General features: G+C 44.5%; 19 protein-coding genes. 9 read left to right on the forward strand and 10 right to left on the reverse strand.

Annotated features, from left to right (window positions below; genetic code table 11):
* Entirely contained in the window at positions 1 to 2,481 is a 2,481-nt protein-coding gene (gene topA / locus RBB12_RS00275) for a type I DNA topoisomerase (RefSeq protein WP_306012331.1), read from the reverse strand.
* A 190-nt stretch (positions 2,482 to 2,671) separates the two neighbouring features.
* Between topA and RBB12_RS00280 the strand changes: the two genes are divergently transcribed.
* Complete coding sequence (locus RBB12_RS00280; RefSeq protein WP_306012332.1) at positions 2,672 to 5,809, forward strand: VPS10 domain-containing protein; 3,138 nt, start codon at positions 2,672 to 2,674, stop codon at positions 5,807 to 5,809.
* 63 nt (positions 5,810 to 5,872) lie between these two features.
* Here the strand turns inward: RBB12_RS00280 and RBB12_RS00285 are convergent, their stop codons facing one another.
* Entirely contained in the window at positions 5,873 to 6,601 is a 729-nt protein-coding gene (locus tag RBB12_RS00285) for a hypothetical protein (RefSeq protein ID WP_306012333.1), read from the reverse strand.
* 148 nt (positions 6,602 to 6,749) lie between these two features.
* On the opposite strand from RBB12_RS00285, the gene miaB reads away from it, so the two are divergent.
* The 7 genes from miaB (at position 6,750) to groL (ending at position 13,466) form a co-directional block, all read left to right on the forward strand.
* Entirely contained in the window at positions 6,750 to 8,195 is a 1,446-nt protein-coding gene (miaB, locus tag RBB12_RS00290; protein WP_306012926.1) for a tRNA (N6-isopentenyl adenosine(37)-C2)-methylthiotransferase MiaB, read from the forward strand.
* A 110-nt stretch (positions 8,196 to 8,305) separates the two neighbouring features.
* A complete protein-coding gene (locus RBB12_RS00295; protein WP_306012334.1) occupies positions 8,306 to 9,586 on the forward strand; it encodes a sigma-54-dependent Fis family transcriptional regulator in 1,281 nt (426 codons plus the stop codon).
* Positions 9,587 to 9,605: 19 nt separating this feature from the next.
* Positions 9,606 to 10,133, forward strand: coding sequence for an LptE family protein (locus RBB12_RS00300; protein WP_306012335.1), 528 nt, complete (start codon positions 9,606 to 9,608; stop codon positions 10,131 to 10,133).
* Between the two features lie 6 nt (positions 10,134 to 10,139).
* Positions 10,140 to 11,027 carry a hypothetical protein gene (locus RBB12_RS00305; protein WP_306012336.1) on the forward strand — a complete coding sequence of 296 codons (888 nt, stop codon included), beginning with the start codon at positions 10,140 to 10,142 and terminating at the stop codon, positions 11,025 to 11,027.
* Positions 11,024 to 11,386 (forward strand): preprotein translocase subunit SecG, encoded by a 363-nt coding sequence (gene secG / locus RBB12_RS00310; RefSeq protein ID WP_179385699.1) that lies wholly within the window; start codon positions 11,024 to 11,026, stop codon positions 11,384 to 11,386. Before RBB12_RS00305 ends, secG begins: the two co-directional genes overlap by 4 nt.
* A gap of 147 nt (positions 11,387 to 11,533) precedes the next feature.
* Positions 11,534 to 11,812 carry a co-chaperone GroES gene (groES, locus tag RBB12_RS00315; RefSeq protein ID WP_014032184.1) on the forward strand — a complete coding sequence of 93 codons (279 nt, stop codon included), beginning with the start codon at positions 11,534 to 11,536 and terminating at the stop codon, positions 11,810 to 11,812.
* 22 nt (positions 11,813 to 11,834) lie between these two features.
* On the forward strand, positions 11,835 to 13,466 hold the full coding sequence (gene groL / locus RBB12_RS00320; RefSeq protein WP_306012337.1) for a chaperonin GroEL: 1,632 nt from the start codon (positions 11,835 to 11,837) through the stop codon (positions 13,464 to 13,466).
* 80 nt (positions 13,467 to 13,546) lie between these two features.
* On the opposite strand, the gene RBB12_RS00325 is transcribed toward groL, so the two are convergent.
* The 8 genes from RBB12_RS00325 to RBB12_RS00360 all read right to left on the reverse strand — a co-directional run bounded on the left by RBB12_RS00325 (position 13,547) and on the right by RBB12_RS00360 (position 24,959).
* Positions 13,547 to 15,286 carry an efflux RND transporter periplasmic adaptor subunit gene (locus tag RBB12_RS00325; protein WP_306012338.1) on the reverse strand — a complete coding sequence of 580 codons (1,740 nt, stop codon included), beginning with the start codon at positions 15,284 to 15,286 and terminating at the stop codon, positions 13,547 to 13,549.
* 4 nt (positions 15,287 to 15,290) lie between these two features.
* The gene (locus RBB12_RS00330; protein ID WP_306012339.1) at positions 15,291 to 15,998 is read right to left on the reverse strand and encodes a hypothetical protein; all 708 of its coding nucleotides are present in this window, start codon (positions 15,996 to 15,998) and stop codon (positions 15,291 to 15,293) included.
* Positions 15,999 to 16,005: 7 nt separating this feature from the next.
* On the reverse strand, positions 16,006 to 18,507 hold the full coding sequence (locus RBB12_RS00335; protein ID WP_306012340.1) for a heavy metal translocating P-type ATPase: 2,502 nt from the start codon (positions 18,505 to 18,507) through the stop codon (positions 16,006 to 16,008).
* Between the two features lie 67 nt (positions 18,508 to 18,574).
* Positions 18,575 to 19,126 (reverse strand): AraC family transcriptional regulator, encoded by a 552-nt coding sequence (locus RBB12_RS00340; protein ID WP_306026668.1) that lies wholly within the window; start codon positions 19,124 to 19,126, stop codon positions 18,575 to 18,577.
* 23 nt (positions 19,127 to 19,149) lie between these two features.
* Positions 19,150 to 19,506 carry a heavy metal-binding domain-containing protein gene (locus RBB12_RS00345; protein WP_306012342.1) on the reverse strand — a complete coding sequence of 119 codons (357 nt, stop codon included), beginning with the start codon at positions 19,504 to 19,506 and terminating at the stop codon, positions 19,150 to 19,152.
* Between the two features lie 16 nt (positions 19,507 to 19,522).
* Complete coding sequence (locus tag RBB12_RS00350; protein WP_306012343.1) at positions 19,523 to 20,743, reverse strand: TolC family protein; 1,221 nt, start codon at positions 20,741 to 20,743, stop codon at positions 19,523 to 19,525.
* The gene (locus tag RBB12_RS00355; protein WP_306012344.1) at positions 20,740 to 24,480 is read right to left on the reverse strand and encodes an efflux RND transporter permease subunit; all 3,741 of its coding nucleotides are present in this window, start codon (positions 24,478 to 24,480) and stop codon (positions 20,740 to 20,742) included. Before RBB12_RS00355 ends, RBB12_RS00350 begins: the two co-directional genes overlap by 4 nt.
* Positions 24,481 to 24,572: 92 nt before the next feature.
* Positions 24,573 to 24,959: an HYC_CC_PP family protein gene (locus tag RBB12_RS00360; RefSeq protein WP_306012345.1), complete on the reverse strand. Its 387-nt coding sequence runs from the start codon at positions 24,957 to 24,959 to the stop codon at positions 24,573 to 24,575.
* A 131-nt stretch (positions 24,960 to 25,090) separates the two neighbouring features.
* Between RBB12_RS00360 and RBB12_RS00365 the strand changes: the two genes are divergently transcribed.
* A complete protein-coding gene (locus tag RBB12_RS00365; protein WP_306012346.1) occupies positions 25,091 to 25,543 on the forward strand; it encodes a GAF domain-containing protein in 453 nt (150 codons plus the stop codon).
* Positions 25,544 to 25,595: the final 52 nt, after the last annotated feature.

Consider the following 25,595-nt stretch of genomic DNA (forward strand, 5'->3'; position numbering starts at 1 on the left):
TTATTTCTTCGCTTTTGCCTTGGCTTTTTTCTTTGGTGCTTTTTTATCCAATAGGGCCTGTGCTTCTTCCAAGGTTATTTTTGTGGCATCCACATCCTTGGAAAGTTCCACCTTTACCCTACCTTTTATAATATTGTGACGCCCCCATCGGGCTTTTTCAATCCTGATCTTTTCTTCTGGCCATTCCTGAACGACCTTTTCAGCTTCTTTCTTTTTTTTGGCTTCAATGAGTTCAACAATGTCATCATTGGACAAATTGTCGAAATCATACTTCTTGTTCACATTAATAAACATACCGTCCCATTTGATAAACGGTCCGAACCTACCTTTACCTTTGGTAACCTCTTTGCCTTCATAGCTGGCAATGGGCGCATCTGCCTTTTGTTTTTCCTTGATCAGTTCTATGGCGCGTTCCATGTCCACATCAAAAGCACTTTCTCCCTGTGCCAGTGAAATGAATTTTTTTCCAAAACGCACATAAGGTCCGTAGCGTCCCACATTGGCCTCCACTTCCTCACCTTCGTAGACGCCCAGTTTACGTGGCAAATCAAAAAGGGTCATGGCTTCTTCAAACGTAATGGTGCCTATCGATTGATCGGGCAACAAACTGGCAAATTCCGGTTTTTCCTCGTCATCAACAGTTCCGATTTGCACCATGGGACCAAAACGGCCCAATCTCACGGATACCTGTCGGCCCGATTTGGGGTCGGTTCCCAAGACACGTTCACCACTTGCGCGTTCTGCATTTTCTTCTACCTCTAGCACATTGGGATGAAAATCGTTGTAGAAATTCTTCATCATCTCCTGCCAATCCTCTTCGCCCGATGCAATTTCATCGAAATCCTCCTCCACCTGAGCCGTAAAATTATAGTCGAGAATCTGGGTGAAGTGGGTCACCAAGAAATCGTTCACGATCATACCTATATCGGTAGGTACAATTTTCCCTTTTTCGGAACCTACCATTTCGGTAAGTGTACTGGTTTTTATCTTTTCGCTTTCCAATACCAGTTCCGCATATTTTCGCTCGGTACCTTCTACGGTGCCTTTTTCCACATATCCCCTATTTTGAATGGTGGATATGGTAGGCGCGTATGTGGATGGTCTACCGATACCCAGTTCCTCCAACTTTTTCACCAAGGAGGCCTCGGAATAGCGGTAGGGTGGGCGGGTGAATCGTTCGGTCGCGGAAATAAATACATTTTGAAGCGGCTCTCCCACTTTCATAGCAGGCAGCATTCCATCCTGTTCTTCGCTATCTTCATCATCGGTCCCTTCCAAATACACCTTGAGGAAACCATCAAATTTGACTACCTCACCATTGGCAGAGAATTCTTCGCTATGGGTACTTGCCTTTATTTTAACGTTGGTGCGTTCCAATTGGGCATCGCTCATTTGCGAAGCAAGCGTCCGTTTCCAAATCAATTCATATAATTTGGCCTGATCTCGTTCCAATTGGGGGGACTGTAATTTCATATCGGTGGGCCGGATGGCTTCGTGTGCCTCCTGAGCCCCCTTGGTCTTACCCGTAAAGTTTCTGGTTTGACTGTATTTTTGGCCATAATTTTCCAAGATGGCCTCTTTTGCCGCTGCCAAAGCCTCATTGGACAAATTGACGCTATCCGTTCTCATATAGGTGATCAAACCTGCTTCGTACAAACGCTGCGCTACCTGCATGGTGCGGCTTACCGAGAAATACAGTTTTCTCGACGCTTCCTGTTGCAAAGTGGAGGTGGTAAATGGCGCTGCCGGAGATTTTTTTGCTGGCTTTTTGGCCAAATCGGAAACTGAAAAGTCCGCTCCGATATTTTCTTTCAAAAACTGTTCTGCGGCTTCTTTGGTTGGGAACGTGGTGTTCAGCTTAGCCCCAAAGGTGCTGCCACCATCGGTTTTGAACTCGGCCTTGATGCGGAACGAGGCTTCTGGCGTAAATGCTTCGATTTCACGCTCACGCTCCACGATCAACCTAACCGCTACCGATTGTACACGGCCGGCAGAAAGTCCCGGTTTTATTTTTTTCCAAAGTACAGGCGAAAGCTCATACCCCACCAAACGGTCCAACACCCTTCTGGCCTGCTGCGCATTGACCAAATTGTAGTTGATGTCCCTTGGATTTTCAATGGCCTTTTGGATCGCCGATTTGGTAATGGAATTGAAAACAATTCGCTTGGTCTTCTTTTTGTCCAGTCCCAGTTCTTCGGCCAAATGCCAAGAAATGGCCTCCCCCTCACGGTCCTCATCACTCGCCAACCAAATCGTTTCCGCTTTTTGGGCCAAGTCCTTGAGTTTTTTTACAAGTGCCTTTTTCTCCTTGTCAACGGTATATTTTGGCTTAAAATCATTCTCTACATCAACGCCCAACTCCTTGGAAGGAAGATCGGCAATATGTCCAAAACTCGACTCCACTTGAAATTCCTTTCCTAGAAATCTTTCGATGGTCTTTGCTTTGGCGGGGGACTCTACAATAACTAAATTCTTTGGCATGCACTGGTTTTTGTCTCAACAAAAGTATATTAAAATTTATACATCCGCATTTCCCATATTTCTTTTGACCTTAAAATCGATAAAAAACAAGGAGACTTTTTACCATAACTATATTAATTCTACTGGCTTTGATGAGGGCGGTTAAAATAATTGTTATTTTTAGGAAGACTAACTCAATAACCACATAACAATGACCAACCGTTATTTGACCATAGTACTTGCATTACTATGTTTTAACCTCTCAAACGCACAACGAAAAAAGAACAAAACCAACGCCCCACAGTTTAAAGAAACCCTCTACGACGGAATGGAATGGAGGATGGTGGGACCGCACCGAGGCGGACGCGCAGGTACCGTTACCGGAGTTATCAACGACCCCAATCTGTATTACATGGGTACCGCTGGAGGCGGTGTTTGGAAGACGACCGATGCCGGTAATTCGTGGGAATGTATTTCCGACGGGTATTTTGGCGGTTCCATTGGAGCAGTAGCCGTTTCCGAATCGGACCCTAACATTATATACGTAGGCGAGGGCGAGCAGACCCTTCGTGGAAACGTTTCATCCGGAAAGGGCCTTTGGAAAAGTATGGATGCTGGTGAGACCTGGGAATTTATCGGTTTGAAAGACTCCGAACATATTGCCCGAATCCGCATCCATCCCACAAATCCAGACCTTGTTTACGTGGCGGCCATCGGAAACCTTTGGAAACCCAATGAGACCCGAGGTGTTTTTCGTTCAACCGATGGAGGCAAGAATTGGGAAAAAATACTCTACATCAGTGATAAAGCAGGTGCAGGCGACCTCATTATGGACCCCAACAACAGCAGGATCCTGTATGCGGCAACTTGGGAGATGAAACGTAACGGATACCGAATGGACAGTGGCGGTCCGGATAGCAGGATGTTTAAAAGCACTGACGGAGGCGATACTTGGACTGATATTTCCGAACATTCGGGGTTGCCCGGTTTTCCTTGGGGAATTGTTGGGATTGCCGTTTCGCCTTTGGATTCGGATAGGGTTTTTGCCATTATTGAAGCTGAGGACGGCGGGGTTTTTCGTTCCGATGATGCTGGGGTCACTTGGAAAAAAGTAAACGAAAACCGAGGCCTCAGGCAGCGCGCTTGGTACTACAGCCGTATTTATGCCGACACCCAAAACGTGGATAAGGTTTGGGTAATGAACGTGAGCTATGGCGTATCCACCGATGGCGGTAATACCTTTACCCTTAAAAATGCTCCCCATGGGGACCACCATGATCTTTGGATCGATCCCAACAACAACCAAAGGATGATCATTGCCGATGATGGCGGTGCCCAAATCTCCAACGACGGCGGAAATAACTGGACCACCTATTTCAACCAGCCCACCATGCAGTTTTATCGGGTGACCACGGACAGCATTTTTCCTTATCGCATTTATGGGGCGCAGCAGGACAATACCGCTTTGCGTATCTTCCACCGTTCTTCGGGTTCGGCCATTACCGAGGCCGACTGGGAACCCACCGCAGGTGGTGAGAGTGCCCATTTGGCACCGGACCCAAAAAACAATCAATTGGTGTACGGCGGCACCTACAAAGGGTATATGAACCGTTTGGACCATACCACCGGACAGACCATATCTACCAATATTTGGCCCGACAATCCCGCAGGTTCTGGCGCGGAAGTCATGAAATACCGCTTTAATTGGAACTATCCCCTAACATTTAGCCGCCACGATTCAAACGTGCTGTATGCAGGTTCCAATTATTTGCACGCCACTACGGACGGCGGACAATCCTGGAAAACCATTTCCCCAGAATTGGCAAGGGGCATTCCGGAAACCATTATGTCCTCGGGAGGGCCCATCACACAAGATAATACGGGGGCTGAGTTTTATTCCAACGTTTTTGTAATTACAGAATCCGTATTGGAAAAAGGAGTGATTTGGACCGGAAGTGACGATGGCTTGATCCACGTTACCCGCGATAATGGTACAACTTGGGAAAATGTGACCCCTCCGGAGTCCATGTCGCCCAAATTGAATATGATCAACTGCATCGACGCAAGCCCGTTTGACCCGGGTACCGTTTATGTGGCAGCCACTTCTTATAAATTTGGCGATTACACCCCTTACCTCTACAAAACGGATGATTACGGAAAAACTTGGACCTTGATCACCAATGGCATCAAGGACAACTATTACACCCGGGCCATCCGTTCCGACAAGGTTCGCGAAGGCTTGTTGTACGCAGGGACCGAATGGGGGATGTATATTTCGTTTGATGATGGAAAAAATTGGACCCCGTTCCAACTGAATTTGCCCATCACCTCCATTCGAGATCTCCATGTAAGGGACAACGATTTGATTGCCGCGACTCACGGAAGAAGTTTTTGGATGATAGATGACCTCACACCACTCCATCAACTGTCCGATGCGGTGGCCAAAAGCGATTTTTATCTGTACAAACCCGATATGGCCTACCGAATGCACCAAGACAGAGCTTGGGGAGAACCCGACACCAAATTGGTGGGTGAAAACCATCCGGATGGGGCCATCATCAATTACTACTTAAAGAGCTTAAAGGAAACCGATACGGTGACCATGGAAATCTTGGAAATGGACGGTAGTGTGATCCAACGTTTTTCCAACCATGCGAAACCTGATAGATTGGACCCCACCTCAACGCAAAAACTGGAGGTATCCGAGGGCGGTAACCGATTTATTTGGAATATGAGATACCCCGGCTACCAAGAGTTCAAGGGGATGGTATTTTATTCCTCTCCAAATATAGGGCCGAAGGCCGTTCCCGGCAACTATAAGGCCAGGCTCACTGTAAATGGGAATTCCATGGAGCAGACCTTCAACATTGTCAAAGACCCAAGAATAGTCTTGAGCCAAAACGATTTCCAAGAACAGTTTGATTTTGTCATGCAGGTTCGCGAACAAGTAAGTCGAGCCAACAAGGCCATCATCAATATTCGGAACATCAAAAAGGATTTGGAGTATCTCAAAGAAAAGACCAAGGACAATCCTGAGATTCAGAATATGGCAAAGGATTTTGAAACGGCCCTCTCGGTTATTGAAAACAACATCCACATGACCAAGAACCAAAGTAGACAAGATCCATTAAACTATGGTATCCGCATCAACAACAGATTGGCCTTTTTAATGGTCGATTCCCAGCGAGGGGACCAAAGGCCCACCGAACAGGCCCAAGAATTCTTTGTGGAGGTGACCAAAGAGTTGGACAAGGAAATCAATGACTTGAATGCCCTGGTGCAAAAACAAGCCACTCTGATCAATCAAAAAGTCGATGAAAATCAAATTAAGATGATTTCCACTCCATAGAAATGCTAGATAGCTTAAAAGAAAGCGCCCTCAATCCAAGGGCGCTTTTTTTATTAAATGTCACTACACATCCATGGAAATGCCCACTGCATCCTTATAAATAAAATAAATGGGGATTTTGGCGAACATAGCTGTAAAGAGGACCCCAACGAAACATAAAATGACTCCAAGCTGGGAAACTAGTCCTGCCACTATCACCAACAAGAATATCATGAGCCAATTTTTATTGCCAAGAACAAATGAAGCCTTCACGACCTCCATGGCAGAAAGCTCCTTGTCGAACGCAAAAAAAGCAGGGAAAAGCGACATGGGAACCACTAAATAAATAATTCCCAAACCACAGGCAAGGACACCTAGAAAGGATAACCCGAGCATGACCAAGGATACCATAAATGACTTTTTCAGATACTCCTTTTTGAAATAGCAAAAATAATCGTCCTTCCCAATTTCACCGAGGTCGTACTTGCGACACATACGCAAAAAAGCCGCATTCAAACACAGTGAAATGGTCATTACGGCCAACATGATAATGGGCATAAAAACAATCATAAAAAGGGAAAATACTGGAGGCATTTGGTTATGTCGGAGGGTTTCGGGATCGGTAATTCCAAAGGCAATCATTGGGGCATAAATGACCAAATAAAAAGGAAGAATGCTCACAAAGGTCAACACTAAGGTAACAAACCCTTGCAACCAAACTTTCTGGAACAGTGTGACGGAATTATTGAAAACAGCACCAAAATCCACCGGTGGACTTTGCTTGATTCTTTCGGAAAGATTGGTGAAATTCATTGTAGTATTGGTTATGATTTACGCCTGAAGGTAAGACTAACAGCGGATTCTACAATATAATCTTAAAAATTACTGCCAAATTGTCACTAAACTGTAATAACCATTATCTTTGCACCCCATTGCACTATTTATGATCGAGGAAAACAACGTGGAAAAAATAATAGACGAAAGCCAACAAGGAACTGCCCTATCGCTGGATAGCAATCAAAGTAACGGCCGAAAGCTCTACATAGAAAGCTACGGCTGCCAAATGAACTTTTCCGATAGCGAAATCGTAGCGTCCATTTTGGCAAAGGAAGGTTTCAATACCACCCAAAACTTGGACGATGCCGATTTGGTTTTGGTGAATACCTGTTCCATTCGCGAAAAAGCAGAACAAACCGTACGCAAACGTCTGGAGAAGTTCAACGCCGTAAAACGTACCAAACCCCATATGAAAGTCGGGGTCTTGGGCTGTATGGCCGAGCGTTTGAAGAGCAAGTTTTTGGAAGAGGAAAAAATTGTGGACATGGTCGTGGGGCCAGATGCCTACAAAGACCTACCCAACCTGATCCAAGAAATCGACGAAGGTAGAAATGCGGTAAACGTCATCCTTTCCAAGGACGAAACCTATGGCGATGTGGCTCCGGTTCGACTGAACACCAATGGGGTATCCGCCTTTGTGTCCATCACCCGTGGATGCGACAATATGTGTACCTTTTGCGTAGTTCCCTTCACACGAGGTAGGGAGCGTAGCCGAGATCCACAATCCATTTTGGAGGAGGTGAACGATCTTTGGGAAAAAGGATTCAAGGAAATTACCCTTTTGGGGCAAAATGTGGACAGTTACCTTTGGTATGGGGGCGGGTTGAAAAAGGATTTTGACAAAGCTTCCGAAATACAAAAGGCCACTTCGGTGAACTTTGCAGGGCTTTTGGAGCTTGTAGCCCAGGCCCAACCCAAAATACGTATTCGCTTTTCCACCTCCAATCCTCAAGACATGACCTTGGACGTTATCGAGGCCATGGCGAAATACGAAAATATCTGTAAGTACATCCATCTTCCCGTACAAAGTGGAAGCAATCGCATCCTAAAAGCGATGAACCGTTTGCACACCCGTGAAGAGTATTTTGAATTGATCGATAACATCAAAAGAATCATTCCGGATTGTGCCATCAGTCAGGATATGATTACCGGCTTCCCCACCGAAACGGAGGAGGACCATCAAGATACCTTGAGTCTGATGGAGTATGTGAAATATGATTTTGGATTTATGTTTGCCTATTCCGAGCGTCCGGGAACCCTTGCCGAACGGAAAATGGAGGACGATGTACCTGAAGCCACAAAGAAAAGAAGGTTGACGGAAATCATCGAACTGCAGCAAAAGCACAGCCATTATCGCACCCAGCAGCATGTTGGAAAAATAGAGGAAATCTTGATTGAGGGAACCTCCAAAAAATCGGATGCCCATTGGATGGGACGTAACTCCCAAAATACGGTTGCAGTTTTTCCGAAGAAACATTATAAGGTTGGGGACTTTGTGAACGTCAAAATCAACGATTGCACCTCTGCCACCCTTATCGGGGAAGCGGTGGGATATTCAAAAAACAATTGATAACCATTTGCATTGTGCACGGATGACCAACTCTTGCCCTATGGGCGGGTATGTGGCCAAATCACAATGCTGAACTAAAAAAGATTCCTGCCACGTAGGAACAAAAATATATGGAAAGTGTACAATCCATAAAACAACGGTTCGAGCTCATCGGGAACGATGTGAAGCTCAATCGCGCCATTGAAAAGGCCATACAGGTTGCCCCTACCGACATCTCGGTATTGGTAACCGGTGAAAGTGGTGTGGGAAAGGAATCCATTCCCAAGATCATCCATTCCTTAAGCCATCGCAAACATGCAAAGTATATTGCGGTAAACTGTGGTGCCATTCCCGAAGGAACCATTGACAGTGAACTCTTTGGGCACGAAAAAGGTGCGTTTACCGGGGCTACGCAAACCCGTAGCGGTTATTTTGAAGTGGCCGATGGGGGAACCATCTTTTTGGACGAGGTGGGAGAATTGCCACTGACCACCCAAGTGCGATTGTTACGGGTATTGGAAAATGGCGAATTTTTGAAAGTGGGTTCCTCCCAGGTTCAAAAAACCAATGTGCGCATTGTGGCCGCCACAAACATCAATATGTTCGAGGCAATTGAAAAAGAAAAGTTCCGGGAAGATTTGTATTATCGATTGAGCACAGTGGAAATCAATCTACCACCACTACGTGATCGTCGTGATGATATCCATTTGCTGTTCCGAAAATTCGCCTCCGATTTTGGTCAAAAGTATAAAATGCCCACCATCCGATTGGAAGATGATGCCGTGGAACTATTACTTAAATATCGCTGGCCCGGTAACATTCGTCAGCTGAGGAACATTGCCGAGCAAATCTCTGTACTAGAAGAAAACCGTAACATCACAGCAGCCACACTGAACAGTTATCTGCCCAATTCCAGCGGTTCCAATTTACCGGCAGTCATTGGCCAGGCTAAAAAAGAAAGTGATTTCAGCAACGAGCGCGAGATTTTGTACAAGGTACTTTTTGATATGAAAAGTGACCTTAACGACCTTAAAAAGCTGACTTTGGAACTTTTGAAGGACAACGACTCCAATAAGGTGCAACGGGAAAACGAAGGTTTGATCAGAAAAATTTACGGCAACCAAGAAGAGGAAGACATTGATCATGAAGAAAGTACGGCTACCGAACTGCTACACCTTCCAGAGCCTGTAGTGGAGGCGGCACCCCCTCACTCCACGCAGCAGCCACCGGAGGACAGATACCATTTTGCCGAAGAAATTGAAGAAGAAGAAACCCTATCTTTACAGGAAAAGGAAATCGAATTGATCAAAAAATCGTTGGAGCGCAACAAAGGAAAACGAAAGGCTGCTGCTGCCGAACTGGGCATCTCGGAAAGAACGCTCTATCGAAAAATAAAACAGTACGACCTTTAATTTGAAGTCAAGATTACAAATGAATACAATCAGAAAAAATATACTAAAATCGGTACTGTTGGGATTGGCTTTCTTCCTGCAGAGCTGTGGGGCTTACAATTTTTCCGGGGCTGATATCGGGACTGCACAAAGCTTTCAGGTCAACTTTTTTCAAAATTACGCCGACCAGACCCCAGGATCCATTATTGTACCCGGACTGGACCGCGATTTTACCCTGGCGCTTCAGGATTTGATCAACGACCTTACCAGTTTGTCCCTTACCGGAAGCAATGGCGACCTCCTTTACGAAGGCGAAATTGTGGAATACAAAGTGGTTCCCATGACGGCCACAGCCGACCAGCGGACCGCACAGAACCGCCTCACCATGAGCGTGAATGTTCGGTTTTTTAATACAACCAAGGAAGATGCGGATTTTGAAAAGCGGTTTTCTTTCTTTTATGATTTTGATGCCGCCGCCCCGCTCCCTTCTGTGCAGGCAGCCGCACACGAAGAAATTTTTGAACGACTTACCCAGGATATTTTCAATGCGTCCTTGGGCAATTGGTAATTAGTTATGAACGTTGCAGATTTTATACATATCCTTCAGAATGCGAACACCATACTCTCGCCAAGTCAGACGAGGGAATTGGAGGATATTATTGAGGAATACCCTTATTTTCAGGCCGCGCGTGCACTGCATTTGAAGGGACTCAAAAATCTGGACAGTTACAAATATAACAACGCCTTAAAGGTCACCGCCGCCCATACTGCGGACAGGGATGTACTTTTTGATTACATCACCTCCAAGGAATTCATACAGAACAATATTGCCGATACCATTGCTGGTAGAGGCGCCAAACTGGAAGACCAAGAGGCCGTTTCGGAGGAGATTCAACCGAATCCCAATGCCGCGAGTATGCTTACGGAGACTGAAGAAGCAGCTTTACCACAAAACTTGGGTGATGCCGAACAAATCCTGAATCCTGAGCTGTTTGAATCCAGAAAACCAGAAGAAGTTCCAGAAAAAGCAGGTGAAGAAACAAAGGAAACCGACCTGCAGCTGGGCAAGCCTCTACCCTTCACCAAAAAGGAAAAACATTCCTTTACCGAATGGCTTCAATTGACTTCCAAGGGCGAAGAACCCGAAAATAGTCAGGAAGACGTGATGGAAGAATTGGAGCGCAAAAAGAAATTCGAGCTTTTGGACAAGTTCATTGCCAACAATCCCAAGATAGTTCCAAAGGAAAACAACCCCAAAGTCAATATTAAGGAGTCCACAAAAATCAACCAAAACGAGTTGATGACAGAGACCTTGGCCAAGGTGTACTTGGAGCAAAAAAAGTATAAAAAAGCCATTCAAGCGTTCAAAATATTGAGTTTGAAATATCCAGAAAAAAGTGGTTTCTTTGCAGATCAAATTCAGGCGGTGAAGAAGCTGCAGCAAGAAAAAGATAAGAAATGAGCACGTTTACAATTTTTTTGGTATTGATCATTATCGTGTGCCTTTTGTTGGTCTTGGTCATTATGGTCCAGAACCCAAAAGGAGGTGGTTTGTCCTCATCTTTTGGAGGAGGCGGCAACCAAGTTGTTGGTGGTGTTAAAAAGACAGGGGACTTTTTGGACAAGAGTACTTGGACTTTGGCCACCTTATTGATTGTTTTGATACTGCTTTCCAATGTATCCCTAAAAGGAAACTACAGCCAAGCAGACTCCAAACTACTTCAAGGCGACGATACCGAAATACCAGAAACGGTTCCAGAGGAAGTTCCTGAACAACTTCCACCGGCCAACACGACTAGTCCAGTGGACACCATTGGATAGTTTCCAGTGACAAAGCATAGAAAAATGCCAGCTTGAAATGACAAGCTGGCATTTTTGTTTTCCAGAATGTCAGTTTTCGGGCATTGGCACAATTTCTGTCATTTTGATTCAAGAAATTTTAAAACAAACATCTAAATCATTTAAAATATGGCTAAAGTAAATATCAAACCATTGGCAGATAGGGTTTTGATCGAGCCTCTACAGGCCGAGACCAAAACTGCCTCCGGTATCATTATCCCGGACAACGCTAAAGAGAAACCTCAAAAAGGAACCGTTGTGGCCGTTGGACCTGGAACCAAGGACGAAAAAGTGACCGTTAAGGTAGGTGATACCGTTCTATATGGAAAATATGCCGGTACCGAACTGAAGTTCGATGGAACCGACTATTTGATGATGCGCGAAAGCGATATTTTGGCAATTGTATAACTAAAAAATCAACTAGATAGAGATGGCAAAAGATATTAAGTTTGACATTGATGCACGTGACGGACTGAAACGAGGCGTTGACAAGTTGGCCGAGGCCGTAAAGGTGACCTTGGGACCAAAAGGTAGAAACGTAATCATCAGCAAGTCCTTTGGAGCACCACAAGTAACCAAAGATGGTGTTTCCGTTGCAAAAGAAATTGAATTGGAAGACGCCCTGGAAGATATGGGTGCACAAATGGTGAAGGAAGTTGCTTCCAAAACCAACGACCAAGCCGGTGACGGTACCACTACCGCTACTGTTTTAGCACAAGCTATTGTAAAAGAAGGTCTTAAAAACGTGGCTGCAGGTGCCAACCCAATGGACCTGAAACGCGGAATAGACAAGGCTGTTGAAGCTTTGGTGGCCGATTTGGAAAAACAAGCCAAAAAAGTTGGTAACGACTCTGATAAGATCAAGCAGGTTGCCTCCATTTCAGCCAATAACGACGATGCTATCGGTGACTTGATCGCCAAAGCATTCGCAAAAGTTGGAAAAGAAGGGGTAATCACCGTAGAGGAAGCCAAAGGTACCGATACTTATGTTGACGTTGTTGAAGGTATGCAATTTGACAGAGGTTACCTATCTCCTTACTTTGTAACCGACACCGACAAGATGATTGCAGATTTGGAGAACCCATACATTCTTCTTTTCGACAAGAAAATCTCCAATCTACAGGAAATCCTTCCAATCCTTGAGCCCGTAGCACAATCCGGAAGACCCCTTTTGATCATTGCTGAAGACGTGGAAGGCCAAGCCCTTGCAACTTTGGTGGTAAACAAATTGAGAGGTGGACTTAAGATTGCCGCAGTAAAAGCACCTGGTTTTGGTGACAGAAGAAAGGCCATGTTGGAAGACATCGCCATCTTGACAGGTGGTACCGTAATTTCCGAAGAAAGAGGTTTCTCTTTGGAAAATGCTTCTTTGGATATGTTGGGTACTGCTGAGACCGTGACCATTGACAAAGACAATACTACAATCGTGAACGGTAGCGGGAATGCCTCTGACATCAAAGCTAGGGTAAACCAAATCAAAGCTCAGATTGAGACCACTACCTCTGATTACGACAAGGAAAAACTTCAGGAGCGTTTGGCCAAATTGGCTGGTGGTGTTGCCGTACTTTATGTAGGCGCAGCCTCCGAAGTTGAAATGAAAGAGAAGAAAGACCGTGTGGACGATGCCTTGCACGCTACCCGTGCTGCCGTAGAGGAAGGTATTGTTGCCGGTGGTGGTGTTGCCTTGGTACGAGCCAAAAAGGTACTTGAAAAATTGGCAACCGAATCATTGGATGAGACCACAGGTGTACAAATCGTGGCCAAAGCCATCGAATCTCCATTGCGTACCATCGTAGAGAATGCTGGTGGTGAAGGCTCTGTAGTGATTGCCAAGGTTTTGGAAGGCAAAAAAGACTTCGGTTACGATGCCAAATCCGATCAATATGTGGACATGCTTAAAACAGGAATCATCGATCCCAAGAAAGTAACCCGTATTGCTTTGGAAAATGCAGCATCCGTAGCTGGAATGATCTTGACCACAGAGTGTGCATTGACCAATATTAAGGAAGATGCCCCAGCCATGCCTCCAATGGGCGGCGGTGGAATGCCAGGTATGATGTAAAAACATCATTATCCGAATAAAAACAGGAACGCCCCGATTTGCATCGGGGCGTTTTCTTTTGTCTTTAATTGCCCGTTGCACTAATCGATAGTACCTACGACACTGCCACAGGTCAACATCGCATCACCGTAATAAGGATTTCGGATTTCTTCTTCCAAACTGAGCCAATTGGCACCCCTATCATTATTGGCCATGGGACAGTGCTGCACATAAAGTTTACCATCCAGCCCGCTTATTTGTTGACCAATTTGAATCATATTTTGGGAAAGCGAAACAAACACCTCGCGTTGACCTTCCAAGTCACTTTTTGAACCTATCTCTTTAAGTTGACTCGCTAGTTGTGTGATATGATTCTTCCCCATATCATCCATTTGCATTCCGCTTAGTTCAGAAGCGATTCCCGCTCCCTTCTTCGCCAATGTTTGCGTTTGTTCTTGGTCAGAAGCCACCAAGGCATCCTTTAAATTCAGATACACCTTTAAAAGGTCGCCAAACTTTGTTTCCGCTTCTTGCGAAAATTCCATTTTCATTGTAGAGCCCATTTTGGAATGGCCTTCGTGTCCCGTGGGCATCGGCTGGGCATCTTGGTTCATCATGGATTTTTTGCCCTGCAATTGTGCCGCGGCATCCACTGTAAAAGTACCTTTGGCAACCACCCAATCACCAGAGTTCAATCCTGAATTGACTACGTAACTGCCGTTCATCAAATTTCCGAGCTCCACTTCCCGCATTTCAAAAGTGGAACTATTTGGATCAGGTTGTACATACACCAAGGAACGCTTTCCTGTCCACAACACGGCACTTTCGGGAATGGTCAACACTTCTTCTCCATCCTTTTTATTGCCCACCTCAACCTCTGCTTGTACGAACATGCCCGGCTTCAACATCCCTTTTTTGTTGTCCAGCTCTGCACGAACTTCCAAAGTTCTGGTTTGCTTGTTCAATTTTGGAGCCACAAAGGAAACTTTAGCCGTAAAGGTTTCATTCGGATAGGAATTGGTGCTTACATCCAAGGTTTGACCTTCTTTAAACAAGCTCAATTGGTTTTCATAGGCATCAAAAATGGCCCAAACTGAATTTAAATTGGCCACTTTCAGCAGAGGTGAGCCCGTTTTGATGTAATCCCCTTCCTCCACCATGATCTCGGAAACCACTCCACTCACATTGGCATATACTGGAAAATTTTCAAGCACTTGTCCAGAGCTTTCGATTTGGTCGATTTGTGTATCGGACAACTTCCACAACTTTAACTTGTTCCGAACCGCCTTGTACAGTTGCGGTTGCGATTCCTTTAATTTCGCGGCTGTCAATAATTCTTGTTGGGCCGAAACCAAGGCCGGGGCATAAATTGTGGCCAACTTTTGACCTTTACGGACTTGTTCTCCTTCAAAATTGACATGGATATTTTCTATTCTTCCGTCAAAATAGGCCGATTGCACCGCATCCGATTCCTGGTTGACAGCAACTTTTCCAGATATTTTCACATGTTCTTCTGAATCGGCCCCTGTACCAACCCTAATGGTTTCCACGCCAGCCAGAACCATCGCGTTTTCCGTCATCTTAATTTGATTGATAGCCAATCCCTCTCCCCCATTATCCGCAGGAATTAAATCCATCCCACAAATAGGACAAGATCCCGGTTCTTGTTGCATAATCTGTGGGTGCATGGAACAGGTCCACATTTCGCCCGAAGCCATTTCAGTACTGTGGTCATGTTCATCCACTGAAGTAGTTTCAGTATTGCTTCCAAATATGAAGTATCCCACCATTAGGCCGACCACTACAGCTATTCCGATATAAATGATGTTTTGCTTTTTCATCGTATTATTTTTTTCTTTTAACCAACTTCCTCATCGTTGGTGACGAGGTAAACCAAAGTAAAAATCCACTCAAAACGGTGATCAACCCCAAAAGGGAGAAGGCTCTGAGTAAAGTAGTATTAAAATCGTCCCTACTTTCATAATCCATGGTGTGGGTCATCCATAAAAAATCAAACCATCGCCAGTTCCGATGTCGTACCGTTTGAAATGACCCATCGGCCACAGAAACATAGGCTTTGATGTTTTCAGGAGAATCGTAACTGATCACATAAGCGGGCAACTTCTTTTCACGGTATTCATGGTGCTTATCGGTCTCATCGATAACCTCAACTCCTTTTACTTTTAAATCGGAAGACATTTGACGCTCTGCAACGGCCAAGGCTTCTTCTTCCGAAATCCCTTCTTTAGGGTCACCTGTTCTCGCATCCACCAAAAACTCATTGTTGATCCAATAATAAGGTTTCCCCGCAATCTCCTTTAAACCCAATGAACTGATCTTGGCTGGGAAGTTAATTTCTGAAAATCCAATAAGTCCATCAAAAGCAGCGGGTTCGTAGTCCATATTTCTAAAATGATCTCCGTGTATCTCATCAATATCCGTCCAGCTAAAGTAGAGACCACTTACTGTCCACATGATGAATTGTACACCCAAAAATATACCCAAATACCTATGGGCCTTTCTAATTTTAACCGCTGTTGTCCGTTTTACCATTTTTGTTCTAGTCGATTGATTTAGTTCGTAATCTCAGTGCATTGGCTATAACCGATACCGAGCTAAAGCTCATGGCCAGGGCGGCGATCATGGGTGAAAGCAAAATCCCGAAAAAGGGATAGAGCACACCTGCTGCCACCGGAACACCAATGGTGTTGTATATCAATGCAAAAAATAGGTTCTGCTTAATGTTTCTCATGGTGGCCTCACTAAGGTTTCGTGCTTTTACGATCCCATGCAGGTCACCCTTTACCAAAGTAATCATGGCACTTTCTATGGCCACATCGGTTCCGGTTCCCATGGCAATACCCAAGTCACTTTTGGCCAATGCAGGAGCATCGTTGATACCGTCGCCTGCCATGGCCACCACCTTGCCTTCATTCTGCAAGCGCTCCACTTCATTCATCTTATCCTCAGGTAGGGTTTCCGCTTTAAAATCATCCAAATGCAATTCGCTGGCAACAGCTTTGGCAGTTGTGGTATTGTCTCCAGTAAGCATGATTACCGAAATCCCTTTATCTTGGATGGCTTTGATGGCCTTGGCGCTAGTCTCTTTGATCTTATCCCCAATACTCACAAAAGCATGGCAATTGCCATCAATGGCTAGATAGGAAACCGTTTTCCCTTTTTCTTGTTCCTTTTTGACCTTCTCCTTCATCTCATCCGAGATTTTAACATTCGCCTTTTCCATCAATTTGATGTTCCCCAGACGAATTTCCAAGTCTTTGATCTTGCCTTCTACTCCCATACCCGTAACAGCATTGAAGTATTTTGTTTTCAGAATTTTGATGTTTTTCTCCCTGCCATATTTCACGGTCGCTTGAGCCAAGGGGTGTTCACTATTGGCATTGACGGATACTAAATATTGAAGTAGGTCTTCTTGTGAATAATCATCCGAAAAAGTTTCCAAATGATCGAAGGTGGGTTTACCTTCGGTGATGGTACCCGTTTTATCAATAATCAAGGTATCCACGTCGACCATTTTCTCCAGCGCTTCGGCATTTTTGATCAGCACACCATTTTGGGCACCTTTTCCCACTCCCACCATTACCGACATTGGAGTTGCCAACCCAAGCGCACAAGGGCAAGCAATGATCAAAACTGCAATGGCATTAATTAACGCGTAAACATAGGTGGGTTGTGGTCCCCAGATGGCCCAGACCCCAAAGGTTAAAATGGAAATAATCACCACCGTGGGAACAAAATAAGCGGATACCTTATCAGCTAAATTTTGAATGGGCGCACGGCTTCTACTGGCTTCGTTCACCATGCTGATGATCTGTGAAAGCAAGGTATCACTACCCACTTTTTCAGCTTTCATCAAAAAGGATTGATTCCCATTGATGGTCCCACTGCTTACTTTATCTTCAACTCCTTTTTCAACAGGAATGGGCTCACCTGTAATCATAGATTCGTCAACTGAAGTCTCCCCTTCTGTAATAATGCCATCCACTGGAATTTTTTCTCCGGGTTTCACCCGTAAAATATCGCCAAGTTCAATAGCGTCAATACTTACTTCGACTTCTTCTCCATCCACAACTTTAATGGCTTTGTTCGGTGCCAATTTCAATAATTCCTTTACGGCATTATTGGTTTTGCTATGTGCCCGCGCTTCCAACAATTGACCCAAAAGCACCAAGGTGAGGATTACGGTTGCTGCTTCAAAATAAACATGGACCGCACCTGTTTCCCCTTTGAACTGATCAGGGAAAAATCCCGGGAACAATAAACCAAGTACACTGAACACAAAAGCTACCCCTGCACCAATCCCAATTAACGTAAACATGTTCAAATTCCATGTTTTGATGCTTCGGTAGGCTCTCTCAAAAAACATCCAAGTGGCGTAAAAAACCACAGGAAGTGATAATGCAAATTGAACCCAGTTCCAGTATTGAGTTTCCATGACATCATGCAGCGGATTGTTGGTCAGCATATCGCTCATGGCAATCAGGAAAATGGGCAAGGTAAAAGCAAGGGCTACCCAAAACTTTTTGAGCAGTTTTTTATAGGTCTTTTCCTCTGCGCTGGCTTCGGGTTCCTTGGGTACCAAGTCCATTCCACACTTTGGACACGACCCAGGCCCATCCTCCACTACTTCGGGGTGCATGGGACAAGTCCATTGCTGTTTGGAACTGGTGGATGTATTTTGTTCCTCTACCAAGTCCATCCCACAAACAGGGCAATCACCGGGCTTGTCATAGGTTTTATCACCTTCGCAATGCATAGGGCAATAAAAGGTACCGTTCCCATTGGAAACTGTTCTTTTCGCCTCTTTCTTCTTTGGTTGATGATGGTGACCGTTGGTATGTATTGAATAACTGCCACCATCATCCTCCAATGCTTTTTCGAACCTTTTGATGGGAATGTGTTTCTCCATCTCAATCACGGCCTCAGCTTTTTCCAAATTCACCTCAACCGCATTCACTCCATCCACTTTGGACAGGGTTTCCTCAACATGCTTTCTACAGCCATTACAGCTCATTCCGTGTATGTGATAGGTATGTTTCATCTTGTTTATATTTTATTCAAAACTAGCTGAACACCAGTTGGAAGCTTTTTATAATTCTGGATGTCTTTTATACAATTTCATCCAAGGGCTTCCTATTCCAATCTTGCACTTTTCGATAGTCGCTCATCGACATTCCGGTTACCGATTTAAACTGTTTGGCCAAATGGCTACTGCTTTTATAATTCAAGTCGTAAGCGATTTCCGAAAATGTTTTGTTCTCCATTTGAATTTCTTCCTTTACCCTTTCAATTTTTAAAAGGATGAAATATTTTTCAATGGTAAGGCCTTCTTTGGCACTGAACATTTTACTAAGAGCCGAATAATCCTTGTTCATTTTTTCTGAAAGGTATTTCGAGAGATTTTGGTGCATATCGTTTTTCAAAGCATTGATCAAGTGTTTTTTAATGTCAGCTATATGGCTATCATTTACATCCTCGATCAACTCGAAACCATTATTGACCAAAATCCCCCGAATACGTTCCATTTGTATTTGGGCATTTTCAGCGAACTGAATTACGCCCAGGTCCATTTGCACCACTTCGATTTCAGCCTTCCCAAACTCTTGTTTTAGGACCGCTTTGCATCTATCGCAAACCATATTTTTTACTTTGATACGCATCTCGTGGCAGGATGGAAACCCGTTTAATTGTGAGTATGTCCGTTAGCCGTGTGCTCTTCGTTCAGCACGTAGGTCATTCCACAAACTGGGCATTTACCCTCTTCGTCACTACCGCTTCCCTCACAGTGCATTGGGCAAACATATTTGGAGGTATATTCCTTGCCTTCCATTTTGGCAGTTTCCATACCTTCCATATCATGTCCTTCATGGTTCATGCTATCCATATCATGATTCATTTTTTCCATGTCATGCCCTTCGTGTTCCATGGTCGCTTCGGTGGAAGTTTCTTTTGCTTCCTCTGTTTTTCCTTTGCATGATACCGTTAGTACCAATACTGAAGCGAATGTGATTCCGATAATTGTTCTAATGTTTGTTCTCATTTTTGATAAATTAAATTTACTTGTTAATTAAATAATTGATGATGGCAGATTGCAGGTAATATAACTGCACAGATTGTATTTGATTGGTTTGAAATTTTAGCTGTAATTCCTGAATGTCGAGCACATCGTTAAAGTTGATGGTTCCCGTTTCATAGTTCTTGATCAGGATTTCTTCGGCATCCTTGGCCTGTTTTAGGTTCTTTTCTTGGGTTTGATGGGCGATACGCGCCTGATTCCTCTGCGAAATGGCATTGGCGAAGGTGTTTTCCAAAACATTCAAGCGCTCCTTTTTTTGAAGTTCAATTTCCTTTTGACGCAACTCGTTTTGCTTGGTAACGGACCTGAATTTGTTGTTGAAAATGGGAATGGAGAAAGTGACCATCGGCATCACAATATCCTTTCCGTTATCGCTAAAAACCATGTTCTCCCTTTCCGAAACGGGAATATAATCCAGTCCGATTCCAAAACTTGGGGCATTTTCCTTTTGGTTGAGCAATTCGGATTGTGCAACTGATTCATACAGCTGATCATATTTCAACAATTCTGGATTTAAGCTCAAGTCCTGCTTGTCAAGGATTGGGTCATCCTCCGGAATATCCATTTCATCCACCACCTCAACAGCAATACTTTCGTCTCGGTTCAACAAATTATTAAAAACGGCTTGCTCTGCGATATAGGATTGTTCAAATACTTCTTTCTGTTGCTGCAATTCGTTTTGGCGTATTTGAAGTTTCAACACATCCACGGCCAAGGCCTTTCCCACTTCCACAGAGGTAAGAGCCAACGTTTCGTAGGTTTTAAGCAATTTTATGTTTTCCTCCAGCACCTTTTGTTTGGCTTTGATACCAAACAATTTATAGTAAGATTGTGCTACAGCTAGGGACAACTTCCGTTTGGCAATTACAATTTCGGCATACTCGGCATCCGCCATGGAACTGGCATAGTTTTCACGGGCCGTGATCGTACCGAACCAGGGCAGCATCTGGGAAACTGAAAATCTGGCTCGCTGTGCGCCTGTCCTAGTCTCTGGTTCGCTAACAAAATACCCGGCACCAATGGTTGTGTTGGGCAAGGTGTTGACTTCATTCACCTTTTCCTTGGCAATGTTGTAGCGTAATTCCAAAGCCTGAATCATGAGACTGTTCAACTCTGCTTCTTGAAGGTAATCCTCCAAGGACTGCCCTTTTAAGCCGATCGTTGCTAAAGCAAATACTATATAAATGACTGTTCTTCTCATCGGTTTTGCATTTTAAGTTGCCATTCCCTTTTCCAGCTGAACAGCACTGGCACCACAAACAACGTGATCAGCGCAATCAGCATACCTCCAAAACTGGGAATGGCCATGGGTATCATAATGTCGCTTCCCCTTCCGGTACTGGTCAAGACCGGTAACAATGCCAAAATGGTCGTTGCAGTGGTCATCAAACAGGGTCTGATTCTTTTTTCGCCTGCTTCCAATACAGAGGCTCGAATACCTTTCAAGCTTTCAGGTTGATTTTTTTCGAAAGTTTGGGTCAAATAAGTAGCCATTACCACCCCATCATCCGTAGCAATTCCAAAAAGGGCGATAAATCCAACCCAGACGGCCACACTGAGGTTGATGGTATGCATTTGGAACAGGTCCCTGAGGTTTTCTCCCATAAAACTAAAGTTGAGAAACCAATCCTGACCGTAGAACCAAATCATTAAAAAACCTCCTGCAAAAGCCACCATTATCCCCGAAAAGACCATCAAGGATGTGGCCACTGACCTAAACTGGAAATACAGAATCAAGAAAATGATCAAGAGGGCCAATGGAACCACTACGGATAAGGTTTTTTCGGCCCGTAACTGGTTTTCATAGGTTCCGGTGAACTGATAGCTAATGCCCTTGGGCACTACCAAATCCCCGCTTTCTATCTTTTCAAGAATCTTGGCTTGTGCGTTTTCCACCACGTCCACCTCAGCATAACCATCGAGTTTATCAAACAGCACGTAACCCACCAAAAAGGTATCCTCACTTTTAATGGCTTGAGGGCCTTTTTCGTAGCGGATGGTGACCAACTCACTCAAGGGAACAGGACTTCCTTTTTGCACAGGAACATAAATGTTCTCAATATCGGTAGGGTTTTCACGAAGCTCCCTTGGGTAGCGTACACGAACTCCGTAACGTTCCCTCCCTTCCACGGTTTGGGTCAAGCTCATCCCGCCGAGCGCTACTTCTAAAATTTGTTGGACATCTTCGATAACCAAACCGTAACGGACCAGTTTTTCACGATCAATATCAATGAGCAGATAGGGTTTACCCACGATTCGGTCAGCAAAAACGGCTTCATCCTTAACCCCAGTAGCTTCTTTTAGAATAGGTTCCAGTTGAAGTCCAAAGTTTTCAATCTCCTTTAGATCCTGACCTTTTACTTTAATTCCCATAGGCGCACGCATCCCAGTTTGAAGCATGACCAACCGTGTTTCGATGGGCTGCAACTTGGGTGCCGAGGTAACCCCGGGCAACTTGGTCACTTTTACAATCTCGTTCCAGATATCGTCAGGTTTCTCAATATCGGGACGCCAATTTCGAAAATACTCCCCATCATCATCTGGAATCAATAGACTCCTATCAATTCGTAGGGGCTCGCTTACATGGTTCTCGGCATAGTTCTGCTCATTGCTTACTTCCAAATTCGGATTGGCCAGTACTTTTCCGTTGCTCAATTCAAAATAGCCATCGGAATTGACCTTGAAACGCTGTGGACTGCCCGCCTCATTTTTTTGATACTCCGACCTGTATTGAATAATGTTCTCGTACATGGAAAGCGGCGCGGGGTCCAAAGCGGATTCCGTTCTACCTGCTTTTCCCACCACGGTTTGAATTTCTGGAATGGTAGCCACGGCCATATCCAATTGCTGCAACACCCTCTTGTTTTCTTCCACTCCGGCATGGGGCAACGAAGTGGGCATCAAAAGGAAAGATCCTTCATTTAAGGAAGGCATAAATTCTTCGCCCGTATTTCGCATGATCAAAAATCCGAATACCACAATGGTGGTAGGAATTGAAAGGAACAATAGTTTGTGCTCCAAAGCCCATGTCAAAATTCGACTGTAATATTGCCTAAATAGGTAAAACACCCCGAGCAACACACCACAGACCAACCCCACAAAAAGTAGGTTTATCCCAATGCTACGATCAAAGCCCAACGGTCTCCAATATGCGGCCAACAAGAAAATAATCGTTGCAACACAAATACCCACATTAAGCATTCCTCCATGTTTTTCATCAAAGATGGCTTTCAATTTGAGGATGCCTACAACCCCAAATGCCATTAAAGCCAAGCCTACCCAATAACCAAAAGCAATGGCTGCTACTCCCAAGGCCACCAACACTCCATTCCAGATGTATTTGAAGAGCTGATTGGCGCTTTTCTTTCTAAAAATCATGGCGGCAAAAGGTGGAATCAAAAACAAGGCAACGATTATGGATGCTGTCAAGGCCATGGTTTTCGTAAAGGCCAACGGACGAAACAATTTTCCTTCGGCCCCCACCATGGTAAACACGGGGATAAAACTAATAATGGTCGTAAGTACCGCCGTTAAAATGGCACCGGAGACCTCGGAGGTGGCGTTGTACACTACTTCGTTTGTAGATAAATTGTTGTCGTTCTCATCCATGTGCCGAATTATATTTTCGGAGAGAATCACCCCAACATCCACCATGGTCCCTATGGCAATGGCAATACCAGAAAGTGCTACGATATTGGCATCTACGCCAAATAGCTTCATGGAGATGAACACCATCAATACGGCCACGGGCAACAGACCGGAAATCAGGATAGAGGCCCTAAGATTGAACACCATGACCACAATCACCAAAATGGTAATCAGAATTTCTAGGGTGAGTGCTTCATTTAAGGTTCCCAATGTTTCTTGGATGAGTTCGGTCCTATCATAAAAAGGAACTATGGTCAACTGTGAGGTGGTTCCATCCTTTAATACTTTGGATGGCAGACCTGCACTCAATTCATTTATTTGCTCCTTAACGTTATTGATGACCTCCAACGGGTTGGCGCCGTATCGTGCCACAACAACACCACCAACTACCTCGGCCCCTTCCTTGTCCAAAATTCCACGGCGCACGGCTGGCCCTAAGGACACACGGGCCACATCTTGAACACGAATGGAGGTGTAGTCCGTAGCGGTTACAACCGCATTTTTGATATCGTCCAACGATTTGATGTAACCCAGTCCGCGCACCAAATATTCTGCTTTATTGATTTCCAAGGTCTGAGCACCAATGTCCCGGTTGCTTTGCTTCACAGCTTTGACCACCTGATCCAAACCAACATTGTACTGCTTCATCAGTTCGGGATCTACATCTACTTGGTATTCCTGTACAAATCCCCCAATAGAGGCCACTTCAGATACCCCTGACGCAGAAGAAAGAGCATATTTTACATAGTAATCCTGTACGCTTCGGAGTTCTTGCAAATCCCATCCTCCTGTCACATTGCCATCTTTATCGCGCCCTTCCAAAGTATACCAGAAAATCTGGCCCAATGCAGTGGCATCTGGTCCCAAGGCGGGATTTACCCCATCGGGCAATACGTTATTGGGAAGTGAATTGAGCTTTTCCAAAATACGGCTACGGCTCCAATAAAATTCTACATCTTCTTCAAAAATGATATAGATGCTGGAAAACCCGAACATGGAAGAACTACGGATGGTCTTAACCCCTGGAATTCCCAACAAGGAAGTGGTCAACGGATACGTAATCTGATCCTCGATATCCTGAGGAGAGCGACCGGGCCATTTGGTAAATACAATCTGTTGGTTCTCGCCAATATCGGGAATGGCATCCACAGCCACGGGATTGGTGGGTAAAATGCCCCCGGTATCCCAGTTAAAGGGAGTGCTTACGATACCCCAAGCCATAAAAACCAGCAGGAGCAACACGGCTACCAATTTGTTTTCTATTAAAAATTTGATGCTTTTGTTCAGCATAAAGCTTTGATTTAAACATTAGATCGACACAAAAAAGCGTATAAACGCAACAGCCCAACCAATAGGGTCGGGAAAATTCAATCTATGTTAAATCAAATAAGGAAAGTCTGGTCAAGAACCTGTACATCCCGTAGTAATGGAGGTGGGTTGTACGCTATGAACGAATTGGGTTCTTCCAACTCAACTTCGAAACGTTGAAAATAGGTTTGGACGAAGCTTATTAAAAAAACTTGTTGGTCCAAATCGAAGTTCTCAAAAGATATCTTTAGGTCATCTTGACCTTGAATGGTGAATGATTCATCATCGCAGCAGGATGTTTCCAAATCCATGTCCATTCCACAGTCATCGGCATGGGCAAAAAAGGAAATATCCATCACTCGCCCCATACAGATATGCTTGTCCACCGTCCACGAAACTGTGGAGGCCATCAGCAAAAGGGCCATGAGCAAGGATGCTATTTGATGGAAAAACTGTCTCATTCGATTACAAAACTACAAAATATTAACATTTATTGTTTTGCTTAACAGAACTTTATCTGTTTCAAAGCTGTAAGCTTACTTTATTTTGTCGTACAAATCCACGATTCAATACATTTGCAAAAAAATACTTCATGCTAAAATCATTGGAACCCAAAATACTTGATATCGTTAAAGACGAAAGCAAAGCCGTGGACACCCGTTTGGGCGACATCTGTGAACTTTTGCGTAACAACGTTGACCATTATGATTGGGTAGGGTTTTATTTTAAAAATGGTGACAAGGAAGAGTTGAAGCTAGGGCCCTACGCTGGAACCCCTACCGACCATACCATTATCCCCTTTGGAAAAGGTATTTGCGGTCAAGTAGCTGTGAGCAACCAGAACTTCGTGGTACCGGATGTGGCCGCCCAGGACAACTATATCGCTTGCAGTATTACCGTAAAAGCGGAGATTGTGGTCCCGCTATTTGTAAACGGGGAGAATGTGGGCCAAATCGACATCGATTCCAATACACCTGATCCGTTTACGGAGGAGGATGAACGTTTTTTGGAATTCATCAACCGACACGTGGCGGAGATGCTGTAAAACTTCTCCGAATTTGTTGATAACCCGTACTGCTTTTTAGGACTAAAACAAG

The organism is Allomuricauda sp. MMSF_3307, from assembly GCF_030733585.1.
Lineage (GTDB): Bacteria > Bacteroidota > Bacteroidia > Flavobacteriales > Flavobacteriaceae > Flagellimonas.